At 49.5% G+C, this 17,044-nt stretch carries 12 protein-coding genes and 1 pseudogene; 7 read left to right on the forward strand and 6 right to left on the reverse strand.

Annotation, left to right across the window (positions count from 1 at the left end; all coding sequences use genetic code 11):
* Nucleotide 1: 1 nt before the first annotated feature.
* The 5 genes from TMES_RS19585 to TMES_RS19605 form a co-directional block, all read right to left on the reverse strand.
* Nucleotides 2–901: a carbohydrate ABC transporter permease gene (locus TMES_RS19585; protein WP_085585719.1), complete on the reverse strand. Its 900-nt coding sequence runs from the start codon at nt 899–901 to the stop codon at nt 2–4.
* Nucleotides 898–1,794 (reverse strand): carbohydrate ABC transporter permease, encoded by an 897-nt coding sequence (locus TMES_RS19590; RefSeq protein WP_085585721.1) that lies wholly within the window; start codon nt 1,792–1,794, stop codon nt 898–900. The genes TMES_RS19585 and TMES_RS19590 overlap by 4 nt, the downstream gene beginning before the upstream one ends.
* On the reverse strand, nt 1,787–2,851 hold the full coding sequence (locus TMES_RS19595; protein ID WP_085585723.1) for an ABC transporter ATP-binding protein: 1,065 nt from the start codon (nt 2,849–2,851) through the stop codon (nt 1,787–1,789). The genes TMES_RS19590 and TMES_RS19595 overlap by 8 nt, the downstream gene beginning before the upstream one ends.
* The gene (argH, locus tag TMES_RS19600) at nt 2,838–4,415 is read right to left on the reverse strand and encodes an argininosuccinate lyase (RefSeq protein WP_085585725.1); all 1,578 of its coding nucleotides are present in this window, start codon (nt 4,413–4,415) and stop codon (nt 2,838–2,840) included. The genes TMES_RS19595 and argH overlap by 14 nt, the downstream gene beginning before the upstream one ends.
* 72 nt (nt 4,416–4,487) lie before the next feature.
* On the reverse strand, nt 4,488–5,924 hold the full coding sequence (locus TMES_RS19605; RefSeq protein ID WP_085585727.1) for an ABC transporter substrate-binding protein: 1,437 nt from the start codon (nt 5,922–5,924) through the stop codon (nt 4,488–4,490).
* 53 nt (nt 5,925–5,977) lie between these two features.
* Between TMES_RS19605 and TMES_RS19610 the strand changes: the two genes are divergently transcribed.
* The 4 genes from TMES_RS19610 to TMES_RS19625 all read left to right on the forward strand — a co-directional run bounded on the left by TMES_RS19610 (nt 5,978) and on the right by TMES_RS19625 (nt 12,243).
* Nucleotides 5,978–6,895 carry a LysR family transcriptional regulator gene (locus TMES_RS19610; protein WP_158091278.1) on the forward strand — a complete coding sequence of 306 codons (918 nt, stop codon included), beginning with the start codon at nt 5,978–5,980 and terminating at the stop codon, nt 6,893–6,895.
* A 619-nt stretch (nt 6,896–7,514) separates the two neighbouring features.
* A complete protein-coding gene (locus tag TMES_RS19615; RefSeq protein WP_158091279.1) occupies nt 7,515–7,904 on the forward strand; it encodes a MarR family winged helix-turn-helix transcriptional regulator in 390 nt (129 codons plus the stop codon).
* Between the two features lie 60 nt (nt 7,905–7,964).
* Complete coding sequence (locus TMES_RS19620) at nt 7,965–9,137, forward strand: efflux RND transporter periplasmic adaptor subunit (protein ID WP_211275968.1); 1,173 nt, start codon at nt 7,965–7,967, stop codon at nt 9,135–9,137.
* Nucleotides 9,130–12,243, forward strand: coding sequence for an efflux RND transporter permease subunit (locus TMES_RS19625; protein WP_085585733.1), 3,114 nt, complete (start codon nt 9,130–9,132; stop codon nt 12,241–12,243). Before TMES_RS19620 ends, TMES_RS19625 begins: the two co-directional genes overlap by 8 nt.
* A gap of 117 nt (nt 12,244–12,360) precedes the next feature.
* Here TMES_RS19625 and TMES_RS19630 read toward each other — a convergent pair whose 3' ends face one another.
* A complete protein-coding gene (locus tag TMES_RS19630; RefSeq protein ID WP_143589743.1) occupies nt 12,361–13,896 on the reverse strand; it encodes a phenylacetate--CoA ligase family protein in 1,536 nt (511 codons plus the stop codon).
* A 516-nt stretch (nt 13,897–14,412) separates the two neighbouring features.
* Here TMES_RS19630 and TMES_RS19635 point away from each other — a divergent pair.
* From TMES_RS19635 to TMES_RS19640, 3 genes and pseudogenes are all read left to right on the forward strand, one after another.
* Complete coding sequence (locus TMES_RS19635) at nt 14,413–16,020, forward strand: pyridoxal phosphate-dependent decarboxylase family protein (protein ID WP_085585737.1); 1,608 nt, start codon at nt 14,413–14,415, stop codon at nt 16,018–16,020.
* Between the two features lie 122 nt (nt 16,021–16,142).
* Nucleotides 16,143–16,300: pseudogene (locus TMES_RS23505) on the forward strand (integrase core domain-containing protein); the annotation flags it as partial.
* A 65-nt stretch (nt 16,301–16,365) separates the two neighbouring features.
* Nucleotides 16,366–17,010, forward strand: a complete 645-nt coding sequence (locus TMES_RS19640) for a GNAT family N-acetyltransferase (protein ID WP_085585739.1) — start codon at nt 16,366–16,368, stop codon at nt 17,008–17,010.
* Nucleotides 17,011–17,044: the final 34 nt, after the last annotated feature.

The raw sequence follows: 17,044 nt of genomic DNA on the forward strand, positions 1-17,044 counted from the left end.
ATTATTCGCCCTTGGTGCCACCTTCCGAAAGGCCGACGACAAGCTTGCGCTGTACCAAAAGATAAAAAAGGACCACTGGTATCGTTACCAGAACGGCTCCCGCCAAAAGCATGCCCCAGGAATAGATATTGTCCTGGCCGATCCAGGTCGCCAAACCGAGCGGCAGAGTCTTTTTTGTTTCGGAGGACGTGAAAACGAGAGCAAAGAGAAACTCGTTCCAGGCGTGATTGAAGCTGAAGACACCAACCGAAACGATCCCTGGCAAAGCCAACGGAACCGTAATCTTCATCATGGCCTGGAGCCGGGTACAGCCATCGATCATGGCGCTTTCTTCAAGACTGACCGGGATTGCATTGAAATAAGACCGCATGAACCACAATGCCAACGGCAAGGTGAATGCAGTATTTGCGACAATGAGAGAAAACAGCGTATCCGCCAGACCAAGCTTTACGACGTATATGTACAGCGGTAGCACGATCAATACTTCTGGCAGCATGTAGCAAACCAGAGCGATATTGGAAAATGCTCCGATCCCGAAAAATTTAAACCGGCTAAGGCTATAAGCCCCCAACCCACCGATCACCAGTGACGCGAAAGTCGCCCCCCCAGCCACGATCAAACTGTTCGCGAAATAGGTCAGGAAGTTGGTTTGAACAAACAGGTCTCTGTAATTCTGTAACGTCCATATCTGGGGCAAAAAAGTTGGGGGGACAGCATAAAGTTCGCCGCCTGGCTTAAATGAACACAAAAGCATCCAGAACAACGGGAAACCGATTACCGAAACCGCAGTAAGGACCAAAAGATATGTCATTGCGCGGGTTGCCAGATATTGAACATCCGCCATTTCACGATTGCGACGCGGTGCCGCATCAGTAGTTGAGGCAGTAAACGTTGTAGTCATTGGCGGGCCTCCGCGCGTTTGATCAGAATGAAATATCCGCCAAGCAATATGCACAGAATGCCAAAGGTCAGAATCGCAACAGCAGCAGCGCGTCCGAATTCGAAATCGGAAAAGGCTTTAAGATAGACGAGAATGGGCAAGGTGGTGGTTGAGTCCAGTGGGCCGCCTCCGGTCATCAAATAGATGATCTCGAATTTATGGAAACTCCAAATCGTACGCAGCAAAGCTGTTAACAGAAAGACCGGCATCACATAAGGCAGGGTAATTCTCATAAACTGCTGAAACGGTGATGCCCCGTCAATTCTGGCGGCTTCATACTGTTCTTGAGGGATCGACTGCAAAATGCCCAAAAGAGCAATCACGGCGAAAGGAAAGAATTTCCAAACACCAACCATAATCACCGAGAACATCGCGAGAGACTGACTACTAAGCCACAGCAATGGCCCATCAATAATTCCAACGTCAATCAATACAGCATTGATAATGCCTACAATGTCATGAAACATATATCGCCATGTCATTACAGCAACCACGGTGGGAACCAGATAGGGTGCCAAAATTATTGCGCGAGCCGCCCCGCGAAACACAAAAGTTCTATTGAGCAATAATGCCAGGCCCAACCCAAGTACCATCTCGATAGACACGCTACCAAATACCCAGACGAAAGTGTGCCAAAGGGCTGAATAAAATGTTGGGTCGCTCAGTGCCCAGATAAAATTGTCCAGACCGATAAACGGACCAGATGTCTCACCCATGCCGATATCTTGCATCGAGGTCAGAAACACCGTCACAGTAGGGACGCCGGCCAACAAAAACAGAACGAAGGCACTCGGTGTGAGCGTTGCATAAGCCAGAAAGCGATCCCCGGAGAGGGAGTTGTGTGACTCAGCCATGAGCTGCTCTCCTCGCCATGATACCTTCTTCGTCCGTAGGAATCAGGGCCTTGCCACTACCGCTGTCGAAATAACGCAAATCAACATTCGCCACAGCAAATTTGGCCTCGGTACCGACAGTGGGCGAGTAATGAACACTTGACGGAATACGGGCAATCGCTGCGGTTTCAGGTAAAGTGCCCCCCACGGTCCCGTACAACAGTTGATCGCCCCCCAGATATTCGACACGATGCACCAAAAAGGAAATACGGGTCGTCGCAATATCAGTCTGGAAATTAGTTTCCGGCAGAAACGTTTCAGGGCGGAATCCCAAGGTAACATTGCCGACACTAACCAGGTTCATCGGAGGAGACCCCATAAAAGTGGCAACGAAAGTGTCGGCTGGATACAGATAAACCTCCTCTGGCGTGCCCACCTGGCGTACAGTACCGGCATGCATGACGACGATGCGATCCCCCAAGCCCATTGCTTCGACCTGGTCATGGGTTACGTAAATTGAGGTAACGCCAATCCGGTCCTGGAACTGCCGCAGTTCCTCCCGCGCGGAATGACGCAATTTCGCGTCAAGGTTCGACAAAGGTTCATCTAGCAAGAAGACATCCGGATCACGCACCAGCGAGCGCGCCAACGCGGTCCGTTGTCGTTCTCCGCCTGACATCTGCCGAGGCTTGCGATTTAGCATCCGCGTCAAGCCAACCAGTTCGGCTGCACTTCTCACTTTTTCATCAATTAACTTTTTTTCAACTGATCGCACTCGTAGTGGAAAGGCGATGTTTTCATAAACCGTCAAATGCGGATAAAGCGCATAATTCTGGAACACCATCGCAATATTGCGTTCCTTGGGTTGAAGCCGGGTTGCCTTGCGCTCACCAATAAAAACATCGCCATAAGTGGGAAGTTCCAACCCCGCGATCATCCGCAATAGCGTACTTTTCCCACAGCCTGACGGGCCAAGGAGAACCAGAAACTCGCCATCTTCAACAGTCAGATTAATATTGGAAACGGCGGTATGATCGGCAAACACCTTGCCGATATCTTTGATTTCAACTCGCGCCATGATTCTCTCTTGTCGAATGAGGTAGAACATTCAAGCCGCTCGCAGTCAAAATCTTTTCGACCTCTGCGTTGAGCTTTTCCTGAGCATCTGAAATCCGTTTTCGAACGGAACCAATTCCGGTCAAATCCGCATTCAATGCCGCTTTACGATGAAGGATCATTTCCTCCATCCTCACCGGCGCAGGACCACCCGTAACCGTGCGACTTTTTAAATTTTCCATTGGATTAAGGGCCTTGCGAATTTCCACTTCAGCAATGGAAAGTTTATGGCCAAACAAAGCCTCACACGCGTCATCAAGGTTGGTCGATGAAATATCCGTGGCAATGCGACCGGCTTCGATGGTTTCACGTACCACCCGGCCAACGACATTATGTGCCATTCGAAACGACATACCCGTTTCCCGCACGATAATGTCGGCAAGCTCCGTCGCTGTGCCGAAACCTATTTCGGCGGACCGACGCATGGCTTCCGCCTTTACAGTAAGAGTCTGAATCGCCCCATCCAAAACCCGCAAGGCACGCGTTGTCCGGCCGACGATATCCATGGTCGGTGCATTGGCAGCCGTGACCCCATCATTGACATCTGCAAGGGCAGTGTTTTTTGACGCAGCTAATGCCATATTCAGCGTCCCAATGGTCATAGCCGCCACGGCTTTTACGTGTTCCAAAGCTTGAGGATTTTTCTTTTGCGGCATAATGCTGCTCACGCTGGAATAGGCATCATCCAGTTCAATAAAACCGAACTCCATCGTATTCCAGTTTTGTAAATCGGTTGCCATCCGAGAGACCCCAGTCATCATAATCGCCAGGGCCGCGTTAACTTCGTGCAAATCGTCGCGAATGGATACACCGTCATAGGCGATTTCAACCAGTTGGGCAAAGCCCAGCAAATTTGCTGTCCTCTCTCGGTCAATCGGAAACCCGGTTGTCGATAATGCTCCTGATCCAAGCGGACTTCTGTCACAGCAAGATAAAGCTTCACTTAGGCGGTGAAAATCACGACCGATCAAATCGCTTGCCGACAGTAAATAATACCCGAATGAAATCGGTTGGGCATGTTGGGTATGGGTATAGCCGGGCATCACCGTATAAATATGCCGGGCGGCTACATCAATCAGCGTCGCACGCAATTGCCCCACAATATCAAGAAGTTCTAAAACATAGGCCCGAAGAGCCAGTCGCCATGAGGTCGTATGAAGATCATTACGACTACGTCCGGTATGGAGCCGTCCACCGATCTCAGGACCAAGCTGTTCAACGAGATAACGTTCGATATAAGAATAAAGATCTTCCTGCTGATCATCAATTTTCAGGGCTGTTACACCCGTTTTCTTCAGCTCACATAAAACCGCAAGAATACGAGCTATACTTTGCCGATCAACGATCCCGCATTCGGCCAACATCACCGCATGAGCGGCATGAATGCGCATTTCAGCTTCGAACTGGTAGCGGATCCCTGCCTCAACCGAAGGACGGAAATAAGAATCCACCATAGCCTGGGCCGGGGGCGACTTGACGCGCTCGCGGATCGACACGACCGGGGATGCCGGTTGTTCCTTGGACATAAACCTCTCCTGAAGAAAAGTCCGCGTGGACAGACATACGCCTGTGCGCACGCGGACTGGTATCGTTGCATTTTATTTTTTGAGATTATCTACAATATCTTGCATGCGTTTCTGGCCCCACGCAGCGGCGTCTTCCGGGGTCTCGTCCTGGAAAACGACGCGCTGAACAACTTCGGCCGGAATGCCACGGGCAACAATTGATCCGATATAGGGATTGATCACACCCGACCGAATAACTTTACCATCCTTAAACTGCGCACCTGCTTCAGATTCAAAATCTAGCGAATTTGACGTATCAAAGGCGATACGGGCAATTTCTTCGCGCCCCTTCAAGCTGGCCGCACCGTCTTTTATGACCTCTTCCTGTACGTCTTTAAGAGGCGGGATCAGATGCGGGTGAACCGTTAGTGAAAACTCTTTCAAACGATCACCTGAAACGATGAATTTTAGAAATTTGCGCGCCGCGTCAATGTTTTTCGCCCCTACGGCCTCGGAAGAAAGCGCAAAGCTATTGGCATTAACGAATTTGACGCCAACACCACTGGGCCCGGCTGGCAGTGCAGCAGCACTGGTTTCGTCAAACAACTTTGGTGTGGTTAATGCCGCGTTGGCTATCAGGCGGGATGCATAAATATCGAGCCCGACTTTACCGGTCATATAGACATTGATCATATCGCCATAGGAATACGAACCAATGCCTTTAGGGGAATATTGTGCCATCCTTTTAAGAAAGGCCAAGGCCTTGATCGTACCGGGATTATCGAAGGTAACGTTCAGATCCTTGTCAAAATAGGTTCCCCCGGCGCTCCATATCAGATGTGAAAGGAAAATACTGGTCATCCGGTTTTTCCCGGCCGGGAAAATAAAACCGTAATTACCATCTCCCGTTAAGGCTTTTGCATCCGCTTCCAGATCGGTCCAGTTTTTCGGGGTCGATAACCCCTTAGCTTTCAACAAGTCATCACGTTGCCAAAGAACACTGAAATTCCCTAGAGAATAGGGAACGTCATAGACTTTGCCGTCCACCGGCACCAGGGAACCCGGGAGATAGTCATCACGCCCGATTTCATCAATCATGTCATCAAGCGGTACCAGATACCCCTTATTGGCAAACAAAAAGCGTTCTTCTGGCAGAATCTTGAAAATTTCCGGCATCGTTTTGCTGTTGACAGCCGCCAGGACCTTTTGCAGACGGCCGTCGGTGCTAACGGCCTCCATCGCGATTTTAATGTCGGGGTTTTGAGCCTCGAATTCGTTGATCGCTTTATTGTAAAATTCGATGCTGGGTGGGTCAGTCTCGTTATGCAAAAAACGAACTGTTTTAACTTGGGCCATGGCTGGCAATGAAAGCAGGCACACTGCAACGCCAGCAACAATGGTGGCGCAAGGTATTTTTCGTAGAAACATTTGGTTTTCCTCCCAATGAAATTGGTCGCCGCCCAACTTCCTCTCTTGCGGAGGACTTTCGCGAAGTGCGGCAGATAAAATCCTAATCCGCTCTTCCGTCATTCGTCCAGTATATGTTATATATATCGGATATTCATTTCACGAATAGGAAAATAATGGATCTCGCAGCATTGCGGGTATTTGTCCGCGCATCAGATATGAGGAGCTTCAGCAAAGCAGCAGTGTCCCTCGGGCTAACGCAACCTACAGTTAGTCGCATCATTGGTGAACTCGAAGCGGAGTGGGACGGCTCCTTATTCTACAGAACCGGCCGGGGTGTTACCTTGTCGGAGCTGGGGACGGAAGCCGTTTCCCGTGCACGATTTCTTTTACGTGAAGCCGAACAAATTACCGAAGATATCAAAGCGCACAGCCGCCTTCCAAGCGGAGATGTCGCTGTCGGTTTACCCCCTTCAATAGTGGGTCCAACAGTCTCCGAACTTGTCAATGAATTAAGGACCGACCTTCCTGGTATCAAACTACAAATCTACGAAGGATTTAGCGATCAAATTGAGAGATGGTTAGCAGAAGGCACTATCGATATTGGAATTTATAGTAAATATCGTGAGGGTTTATACGACAAGACGGAATTCTTACTTGAGTCACAGTTAGTTCTGGCAGGTTTATCAAAAGACTGGAACCTTCCCGAAGAAATAGATTTTGAACAATTATCTGAATTCTCTCTTGTCCTACCTGCACATACCAATGGGTTGCGCGTCATCGTCGACAATATCGCGCGTCGAATGAAAGTCCGATTAAATGTCATTGCAAACGCTGATTCTACAATCGTCCAAAAGGAACTGGCAGCACGGTGCGGATGTTTCATGATCAAAGCACCACATACGATTGCCGCTGAACAGCAACAAGGCTTATTTTGTAGCAGTGTGATTCGCAACCCTTTTATAAACCGCCATGTCGTGCTGGTCACCGGGCGAGAAAAGCCCCTAAATCGGGCAGGTCGAGAAGTCGCGGTACGACTCACTAAAATATTACGCCAACTCCCCGCCATTTCCCCCCGAAACAAGAAACCCTAACCTCGGAAAACATCACGTAAATATTACTTTTTATTATTTTATATTAATGTGAATCACAATTTTTTAAACAGAACCGATATAAAATATCTCCAATATTTCTCTACACTAAACAAAAAATCATCGATCATTGGTATGGCGGAGCACAATATGTCATTCCCAATCATCTCGCGCAGGCTGACCCGCTTGTATTGCGGTTCGAGCGAAGAACACATGAACACCTGAAGGAAGGCTTTTCGCTACACGCTGCTTTGAGCACGAGTGCGCGTTCACTGTAGCGTTGGTGCCAGGCAATATTGGGGAGGTCGCCGCTCTTTTACTCCCAGAACTTGCGTGTTGAACACAGCCCTGTCTCTCCTGCAGGGCGGGCTGGACTTCAATTCCGCAGCCGCCGAAGTGGACTACATTGAGGGTGCCACGTTGGGTACTCTTTTGGGCCAGCGAACTGGTCGTGGTATGCGCAGCCTTCAGGCCCATCTTCGCTGATAGCAAACCTGCCATCTTGTGTTTCATCCAAAATGGGGTTGACAAAATACATTGATATCAATATTAATCCTGTATGGAAAACATTGACCCTTACCTTCGAGATATCGCAGAAGAAATAGGATCGACCTGTATTTGTATGGCAGTACAGCGCGCGGCGCGTGTCGTCGCCCGTCAGTTCGACGAGGCCTTCCGCGACCTTGGGATTAACAACTGGCAATTTTCGCTGCTTGTAGCGGTAGGACATTCCGAGCCAAAAGCAATTGGTGCGCTGGCTGAACTACTCGATATTGACCAAACGACATTATCGTCAAATCTCAAGCTGCTTGAACGTCGGGAATTCCTTCAAGTCCAACGCAGCAACACGGATCGCCGCGTCAAACTGGTCGGCCTGACTAAGCAGGGCAGAGATTTAGTTGTAGAGGCCCTGCCACACTGGCGCAAGCTTAACCGAAAGATTAATACTCGTATGAGCGATTTTCGCGGTGAAAACCTGCATCAGGAACTGGAGAAACTCGCCTCGGGCTAGTTCTTGTCCCGCCAAATACATTGATATCAATGTATTTGGCGGGAGGGGACCGAAGCACCGATGAAATCATCACGGCCTACTCATGGTGCATTACAGAAAAAGTATCTTCCTCTTTTTTACCGCCGACAGATGAGAATTCCCTTTATGAAAAAAATATCACGCTTTTTGATAGCAACCGCTGTTGCCGCGGTGTTGTTTTGCAACCGTGCGTCGGCTGCGGGGCCGGAAAGCTCGCACGTAGAATCAACGCTGGTCCGAACAGCAGTTGTCACGCCGGCCGAAACTGCGGCGCGAGGGTTTACCGGCCTCGTTGCTGCTCGTGTCCAAAGCAATCTGGGCTTTCGCGTATCGGGCAAGATCGTCAAACGTTTTGTCGACGCTGGTGAAAAAGTCACCCGCGGCCAAGCCATGATGCAGCTCGACGCAAAAGACCTGAAATTACAACTTGTCGCCAAACAAAAAACCGTCGCAGCAGCCAGGGCTCTCGCTGTTCAGGCCAGAGCGGACGAGGTGCGATACCGTAAACTGGCAAAAGATGGCTGGGCTACCCAGCAAAAATACGACCAAATTGTCGCTCAGCTTGATTCCGCCAATGCCAAACTCTCGGCTGCCGAAGCCGAAGCCGCCGTATCCCAAAACGAGGTAAATTACTCCGTTCTGCATGCCGATGTCGACGGAACCGTTGTAAATACTCTCGCCGAGCCGGGACAAGTTGTTACCGCGGGACAAACGGTTATTGAGTTGGCCGAACGTGGCCCAAGGGAGGCCCTTCTGCATTTGCCAGAAACCTTGCGGCCAGACATTGGGTCCATGGCTATGGCACAACTTTATGGGAGCCAAACCACAATTCAGGTCAAGCTACGACAGCTTTCGGACGCGGCAGACCCCATCAGCCGAACCTACGAAGCCCGTTACGTACTAAGCGGTGATACGTCAACCGCACCGCTTGGGGCGACGATCAGGGTCTGGCTTAAAAATACTTCAAGTCAGCCTGTCTCGAAGATTCCCTTGGGGGCAATTTACGACGATGGTGAAAGAACCGGCGTCTGGATCATCGACAAGAAATCCATGAAGATATCATTTAAAAACATTATTTTGCAAGGGCTTGGCGCAGAGGACGCCTTTGTCACCGGCCTTGCCAACGGAACTATGATTGTCGCCCTTGGAGCACACACCCTTCATGAAGGCGAAACAATTCGTTTCAATCAGGAAAAGGTTGCCGCGAATGACTAATCTCAATTTGTCTGCGCTGGCTGTCCGCGAACGCGCGGTAACCCTTTTTCTGATTGTGGCGATTATCGTCTCGGGAACAGTTGCCTTTCTAAAGCTCGGCCGCGCGGAAGATCCAACCTTTACAGTCAAGGTTCTGACGGTAACAACCGCCTGGCCCGGCGCGACCGCGAAGGAGATGCAGGACCTGGTGGCAGAGCCACTGGAAAAAAGGATGCAAGAACTGCGCTGGTACGATCACGTCGAAACCATCGCACGTCCGGGCGTCGCCTTTATGCGATTGAGCCTTAAGGACAACATGCCGCCACGAGATGTCGAGAACCAATTTTATCAGGCCCGCAAGAAACTGGGGGACGAAGCAAGGAACCTCCCCACCGGCGTAATGGGACCCTTCATTAACGATGAATATTCAGATGTAATTTTCGCACTTTATGCCCTTAAAGCACCCGGCTTGCCACATCGTTTCCTGGTAAGAGAGGCCGAAAAAGTTCGTCAGGAAATGTTGCATGTTCCCGGCGTGAAAAAAGTCAATATTCTTGGCGAGCAACCTGAACGCATTTTCATCGAGCTATCGCAGGCGCGACTTGCCAATTTGGGAATTTCCCCTGAAAACATTTTCAGTGCCCTGCAGGTGCAAAACACCGTCACCCCCGCCGGGTCGATCGACAGCAACGGCCCGCAAATTTTCCTGCGTCTTGACGGCGCTTATAATGATCTCGATAAAATCTCGGACACCCCGATCGAAGCCAATGGCAGAACGCTGAAACTGTCGGACATTGCATCGGTTCATCGGGGATACCAAGACCCCGCCACCTTTGAAATCCGCCATCAGGGGCAGCCGTCTCTGGTTTTGGGCATCGTTATGAAAGAAGGCTGGAACGGCCTTGATCTTGGCACCGCCCTGCAAAACAAAACCACCAATATTTCTGACGGATTGCCCGCCGGTATTGCGCTTTCGAAAATCACCGATCAATCGGTCAATATCTCGTCGTCCGTCGACGAATTTATGATTAAATTCTTTGCCGCCCTGCTCGTCGTTCTGGTGGTCAGCCTGCTGAGCCTTGGGTTGCGCGTCGGCATCATTGTTGCCGCAGCCGTCCCACTTACACTGGCGGGCGTTTTCGTTGTCATGCTTGCGACGGACAGGTTTTTCGACAGAGTCACATTGGGGGCCCTAATTCTATCGCTGGGCCTTCTGGTTGACGACGCCATTATCGCGATTGAAATGATGGTGGTGAAAATGGAAGAAGGTATGGAGCGCGTGCACGCTGCGGCCTATGCCTGGAGCCACACAGCCGGCCCCATGCTTTCGGGAACATTACTGACGATTATCGGATTGATGCCGGTGGGATTCGCCCGTTCCACAGCGGGGGAATATGCCGGGAATATTTTCTGGATCGTCGGATTTTCCCTGATTGTTTCCTGGTTGGTCGCCGTGACGTTCACGCCCTATCTTGGCGTAAAATTGCTACCAAAGATCAAAACTGTCGAAGGCGGACATGCCGCAATATATGACACGAAGAATTACCGCCGTTTGCGCGCAGTAGTGCAATGGGCAGTCCGGCATAAATTTCTGGTCGCAACGCTGACACTCGCAATCTTCATTGCCTCCGGGGTCGGCATGGGTTTTGTTAAAAAGCAATTCTTCCCGACATCGGACCGTCCCGAACTTTTTGTCGATGTTCAGCTGCCTGAAGGAACCTCAATCAAAGCGACGAGTACCGCAACTGCCAAAGTTGAAAAATGGCTAAAGAAGCAACCCGAAGCGGACATCGTCACAAGCTACATAGGTCAGGGCGCGCCACGCTTTTTCCTGTCTTATAACCCTGAGCTACCAGACCCGTCTTTTGCTAAAATCGTCATTTTAACGCCGAATGCCGAGGCTCGGGATCACCTGAAACACAATCTGCAAGAGGTAATTGCCAACGGGCTTGCCCCCGAGGCACGTCTGCGCGTCACCCAGCTTGTTTTTGGTCCGTATGCACAGTTTCCGGTTGAATTCCGCGTCTCGGGACCGGATTTAACCGTTCTGCATGCCCTCGCCAACAAGGTGGAGCGCACAATGCGCAGCAATTCCGATATGCGCTTGATTAATCAGGATTGGGGACAGCGTGCCCCAACCGTGCATTTCTCCTTTGACCAGGACCGCTTGCGTCAAATTGGGCTTTCTCCAAACGACGCCGCCAGGCAATTACAATTTCTGTTGTCGGGGATTACCGTCACGCAGGTGCGTGAAAACATTCGAACCGTCGATGTCGTTGCCCGAAGTTCAGGCCCTGATCGCCTCGACCCAAGCAAACTTTCCGATTTCACCCTGACCAGCAAGAGCGGCAAGATCATTCCCCTTGATCAGATCGGCCATGCCACAATACAAATGGAAGATCCGGTAATGCGGCGTCGCGACCGCATACCAACCATTACGGTTCGCGGGGACATTTCCAAAACCACACAACCTCCAGAAGTTTCTCTTGCCGTGCTAAAGGCTTTGCAACCCATCATTACCGATCTACCGGCGGGCTATCATATCGAGCTTGGCGGATCGATCGAGAATTCGGTCAAAGCCAACAAGGCGCTATCCGCCATTTTCCCGATTATGATTATACTAATGCTTATCGTGACTATTTTTCAGGTCCGCTCGATCCCGGGCATGTTGATGGTTATTCTGACTGCCCCCCTTGGCTTGGTAGGGGCTGTTTCGGCACTTCTGATTTTCCATCAACCGTTCGGCTTTAACGCCATTCTGGGATTAATCGGCCTTGCCGGTATCCTCATGCGGAATACGCTCATTTTGATGGGACAAATCAGTGACAATAAAAGGGCCGGCATGTCACCTTTCGACGCGCTGGTCGAAGCAACAGTCCAACGGGCACGCCCGGTTATCCTGACAGCTCTGGCCGCCGTATTCGCCTTCATTCCCCTGACACATTCCGTATTCTGGGGCTCGATGGCATACACTCTGATCGGTGGCACCGCGATCGGCACCGTCCTCATTCTTCTCTTTCTTCCTGCGCTTTACGCCATCTGGTTTGGTGTGAAGCACGACAGGAACTCTCCCGGAAAAAGTGGAAATGATCGTTTTCCGTTTTTATCTCGTAGACGAGAAATCTGACATCTGAAAGACCTCAAAGCCCCGGTGGACCTTTTCCATCGGGCTAAGAGCAGCTTTTAATAAACACATCAATTCATTAATATTGCTACATATCAACGGCATAGAAAAACAGGTGGCTCATCCGAAATAATCTTTGATTAACGGTGTTTTGTTTACCCCGGTGCGATAAAATTTGTCCGAGCCTCGCGGCACCACTTCAATATTGAATTGATAATCACTGGATTTCAGCGATGAAAATTGTTGGTCTGTTTGATCAAATAATGACAGAGCAGCACGTAGTGCTGTCACAAACAGGGCCCGGATTTCATCATTACTCATTGGCATTTGGCTATTGTTGTTATGCAATGCAATTTCCGGGAGATCATCGGAACTCACAATTAGAGAAAGTACTTTATCTCTACGATTATTTTGAAATTGTATTTCATATGCACTTAACGGCAACGACCAACCGCTGTAGCTCATCAGTTTTTCACCAATATTTTTTAAAACCAGTTTCGCTGCATAATGGGATTCACCCAAATGAATGATGTCGCTACTGCGTCCCGCGAAATCAAAGCATTCAGCCGACAGGTCATCACAGGCAAGCGGTGCACGGCGGACCATTCTGTCCCCTAATTTCATTCGCAGAATAGGGGCATGCTGGGCGTGCAGACGGGTGATAACGAGTTCGCCTTCTTCACCTTGTGCGACCCACCGCCCCTGTTGATCGACAATTTCGATCAAATGTAAGCCCGGAACGGCGGCCAAAGGCGAGTTTGGTTTGATTTCGATACCAATAGCTTCCGCCTGATTGGAAGCGAAATAGCTTAAGATTTGCAACTTTGGATAAAACTCCTTGAGCCTGTCCTGCTGCTTTGGTTGCAAAATACCGCTGCCATAGAACGCCAATTTAAAACTCTCACGAGCATCGTCACCAAGATGTTTACCCAGTTCAACCAAGCCTGAAATTTCACGCGCCATACCAAGTATGGCCTTTGGCCCGGCAAAGTTCATCAGATGATCAAAAATTGGCGGGCTCATTGGACCGGCATGGATAAAGTTGACGCTGGGAATATTCTGCAACACTCCCCCCAACATTGATCCACTGCTCCACATTTCATAATCACTCAACGTGGTGATCATCCATTTGGGATCTGCTGATGTTAAATAAGCAGGCAGAATATGCCGGTCGAAAAAACTGCCCGCAAGGGCATAAGTGTCTCGCAACTCGGAGAGAGAATACACAGTCTCTATTGGCAGTCCACCGCTGGTGCCACCGCTTGCAATGATTTGAAAATGACCATGACGTAAAGGGACAACCATGCCAGAACGCTGGCCCATATAAAATTCTTCGAGGTCTTCGCGCTCCATAATTGGCAAATTTTGCCATTCATCAAAACTTTCAAGTTTCCCCTTGATCCCGGCTTGGCATAATCTTTCCTGCCACAACGGGTTGACCCGAAGTATTTGCACCAATTGCATCGCGCGACGCTGAACGAGAGCGGTCTGAATTGCGCCGTCGAGTTGTGAGAATGCGCGCCCGAAAAGCTGTTCACTCGCTTTTATCTTGCTCATAAAATCAGGAAGGCAGAGCACATCATCTATGGATTGGGGCTGCATTTCGCTGTCGTCAATCACTGTTTTCGTCCAGCAGGCCAATTGAGCAGCGTTCATTTTATATTTCTCTTGCCGGTGGCTGTAAGTTTTGTGAAAGCGAGAGGTACAGATCGCTTCATACGTCATATTGAAAAATCGGAAAAGTGAACTGTGACATGCTTCTCCGATCATCTCTTATTGACCTGAACTCGAACGACATGCCAGTTAAACCTAAAGTTATTTCCCGAAAGGTTGATCGTTTTCACTTGTGTTTGCGAACATCAAGGGGCACGTCACATGGGACTTCCCCCGCCCCACCCCGGGCAAACCGACGGTTAATGGCTTCATCGGGGCCTTTAACGGCAAACTGTGGATGAAATGACACGAGACCCCTGGTTCAATACTCTGCTCGTTAAAAATTGGAACGTTTTTAATTCGAGTTTTCCGCGCTATGCTATGGGACCCAACGTTGGAGGGCAGAGCACAACGCCTGCTCCGTCGAACGGTTCCATAGGTGGGCTTATGGCACGGATGTTGGCGACAGCGGCACGTAAAAAAGTGCTGGAAAAACGATCAAAGTCAGGAAACGAATAGATGCTTGCGATGCACTCGATAGACGACAATGACGCATTGAAAACTATCGATACTCTAAAAGTGGAGGACCCGAAAACAATAGAATTGAGTGAGGTCTTCTCTGTTGAAGAGTTCCTTCAAGTTGTGGAAGTCGCACTGGGTTCTTTGAGCATCTATCTGGCAGACGATACACTCCGTGGTTTGGCGCTAACAGAGCCTCAACATATCATGCATGAAGCAAGGCAATTGATGACCTCCGACCTGGGTGAGCCCCATTCTGCTGCCCGTCAGGAAAAGCTCAAAGCCATATTAGAGTTATACATTAAAACCGGGATTCAGGTTCACTCACCCGGTTACATGGGGCGTCAGTTTTCCGGGGTGATCCCCATGGCCGGGATCGTTGATCTGGTTAATTCTATTATTAATCAACCTTCGTCTTTTTACGAAGCTGCTCAATTACCCAGTGTTGCCGAGCGCATTATGGCAAACGAATTAAATCGATTTATTGGCTATCCCGACGATAACTTTGCTTTAGTGACGACCTCAGGTGCCTCCTTGGCCAATCTCACCGCATTGCTAACGGCGCGCAACAGCCGGTATCCCCAGTTTTGGGCTGAAGGTGCTCCGGTTACGAAAAACCAGGAGCGTCCAGCAATCGCTGTTAGTGGCGATTCTCATTACAGTGTCAGCCGGGCTGCCGGAATAATGGGCATCGGCGAGGCGCAATTGGTCAAATTGCCAATCGACGGTAAAGGCTGCATTGATCTGTCCAAAGTCGGTGCAACTCTGGATGCGGCAAAGGCCCGTGGGCTTGATGTGTTTTGTTTGGTCGCCACAAGCGGCACCACCTCTGTTTGTGCCTTCGACCCGATTGAGGAGCTGGCCGAGGTTTGTCAGAAGCGCAATATTTGGTTGCATGTTGATGCGGCCCACGGCGGCAGTTTGCTTTTGTCAGAGCAGCGAAAACATAAACTGAAAGGCATTGAGAAAGCAGACTCTTTTGCCTGGGATGCACACAAAATGCTATTTATGCCGGCAATGTGCACGTTGTTGTTCTACAAAGAAGGTAACAAACGCCGACTGGCATTTAACCAGGAGGCCAGCTATGTCTTTGAAAAAGAAGACGATATTTATACCGAGTATGATAGTGCGCAAGGAAATTTTGAATGCACAAAACGGCCACTGATTATGAACTTGTGGGTTTGCTGGGTAATGTACGGAAAGGCCCTGTTTGAGAAAAAAATTGATTTGTTGTGCGAACTGACCGACTCAGCATATCACTTTTTGGAACAACAACCGGATTTCACTGCTTTGCATCGACCCGAAGCGAATATTCTGTGTTTTCGATATTGTCCAAGTCAGGTAACAGATGCTGAATTATCGGATTTCCAACTAAGGTTGCGAAACGACATAAAAGCAGCTGGTAAGTTTTTCATCTCTAAAGTTAATATTGACGGCATTACGGCTTTACGTGTCGTATTTATGAACCACGAAACCACGCTTGTACATTTTTCGATGTTGCTGGATGAGTTGCGCCAAACTGCAACCCAATGGCGAGAAGATCGTAATGTGGCGATGCGCACTCAATATAACATCAAAAATGGTGCCAATGAAGCTGAGCAGATTTAGCGGCACACATCCTGTCAATCCTGCGTCAGCCAGATGTCGGCTTCAGGTTCTGTGAAACCTGCTATCGCTACTAGCGCCTGCTAAAAGATGAGAACGATTAGATCGCCAAATAGCGGGGTAACGAGCGATATAACCGAACTGTCGAGCATGAATTGCGAGACCAATACATCATTGAAAACATTGAAGAGGTGCAAGAGTTCGCCACACAATGGCTCTGGACGACAACAACCAACGGCCCGGTATGGGTATCGGTGCAGGGATAATCGCTATTTCACCGTAGCTCCGTAAAAACGAGTTCTCGATAGCACGAAGCTGTTTCGAGAGATTGACAGGACTGAAAGCATAGTGGAAGAAACCTTCACTTATCGGCCGATGGCAGTATCCGATCTGAGCATTGTGCTTGATCTACTATCTGCCACCTTCTGCAATGAGCCTTTGGAAGCTATTGCGGGGATCAGTTATCAAGATTTCCGGGATATGGTTTCATTTGAGATAACGCCGATCCTGTCTCAAGGATTTTGTCAGGTTGTACAGAACCAGGACGGCATCATAATCGCAACCTTAATCGCCAATGATGTTTGTGCGGAGCGTTCGTCCGCAACTTCTTCTTGTCCTTCCTGTGAAAATTATCTGCCGATCAGTGCGATGATCAACTCGCTATATCAGCAACATGTCGCACCACTTGCGCAGCGATCAGGCCAGTTATTATACGTTTTTATTGCCTGCGTCAGTCCTGACTATCAGCGCCGCGGTATCCTTAAGACATTAATTCGCCGTTCTCAGGCGCAAGCTCGGCAGAATGGTTACCTCAGGATTACAACCATTACGACAAGCCCGGCTTCGCAACGGCCCATTATGCAACTGGGGTACGAGATAATTGGTCAAATAAATTATTGTGATTTTGAGTATCAAGGCAAACGGCCATTTTCAGAATTGGGCCATCTCGGCGGCGCCACAGTTTTAGAATGGGATTGCTCCAAGTCTGGATGAGCCGGATCAGCACGTTTAATACGATAAAAAACAG

This window comes from Thalassospira mesophila (genome assembly GCF_002115755.1).
GTDB classification, from domain to species: domain Bacteria; phylum Pseudomonadota; class Alphaproteobacteria; order Rhodospirillales; family Thalassospiraceae; genus Thalassospira; species Thalassospira mesophila.

Excerpts from the sequence above, each read along its gene's own strand:
- argH (WP_085585725.1), bottom strand. The coding sequence starts at position 4,415 with ATGTCCAAGGAACAACCGGCATCCCCGGTCGTGTCGATCCGCGAGCGC.
- TMES_RS19625 (WP_085585733.1), top strand. The coding sequence starts at position 9,130 with ATGACTAATCTCAATTTGTCTGCGCTGGCTGTCCGCGAACGCGCGGTA.
- TMES_RS19635 (WP_085585737.1), top strand. The coding sequence starts at position 14,413 with ATGCTTGCGATGCACTCGATAGACGACAATGACGCATTGAAAACTATC.
- TMES_RS19590 (WP_085585721.1), bottom strand. The coding sequence starts at position 1,794 with ATGGCTGAGTCACACAACTCCCTCTCCGGGGATCGCTTTCTGGCTTAT.
- TMES_RS19605 (WP_085585727.1), bottom strand. The coding sequence starts at position 5,924 with ATGACGGAAGAGCGGATTAGGATTTTATCTGCCGCACTTCGCGAAAGT.
- TMES_RS19595 (WP_085585723.1), bottom strand. The coding sequence starts at position 2,851 with ATGGCGCGAGTTGAAATCAAAGATATCGGCAAGGTGTTTGCCGATCAT.
- TMES_RS19615 (WP_158091279.1), top strand. The coding sequence starts at position 7,515 with ATGGCAGTACAGCGCGCGGCGCGTGTCGTCGCCCGTCAGTTCGACGAG.
- TMES_RS19610 (WP_158091278.1), top strand. The coding sequence starts at position 5,978 with ATGGATCTCGCAGCATTGCGGGTATTTGTCCGCGCATCAGATATGAGG.
- TMES_RS19585 (WP_085585719.1), bottom strand. The coding sequence starts at position 901 with ATGACTACAACGTTTACTGCCTCAACTACTGATGCGGCACCGCGTCGC.
- TMES_RS19620 (WP_211275968.1), top strand. The coding sequence starts at position 7,965 with ATGAAATCATCACGGCCTACTCATGGTGCATTACAGAAAAAGTATCTT.
- TMES_RS19630 (WP_143589743.1), bottom strand. The coding sequence starts at position 13,896 with ATGAACGCTGCTCAATTGGCCTGCTGGACGAAAACAGTGATTGACGAC.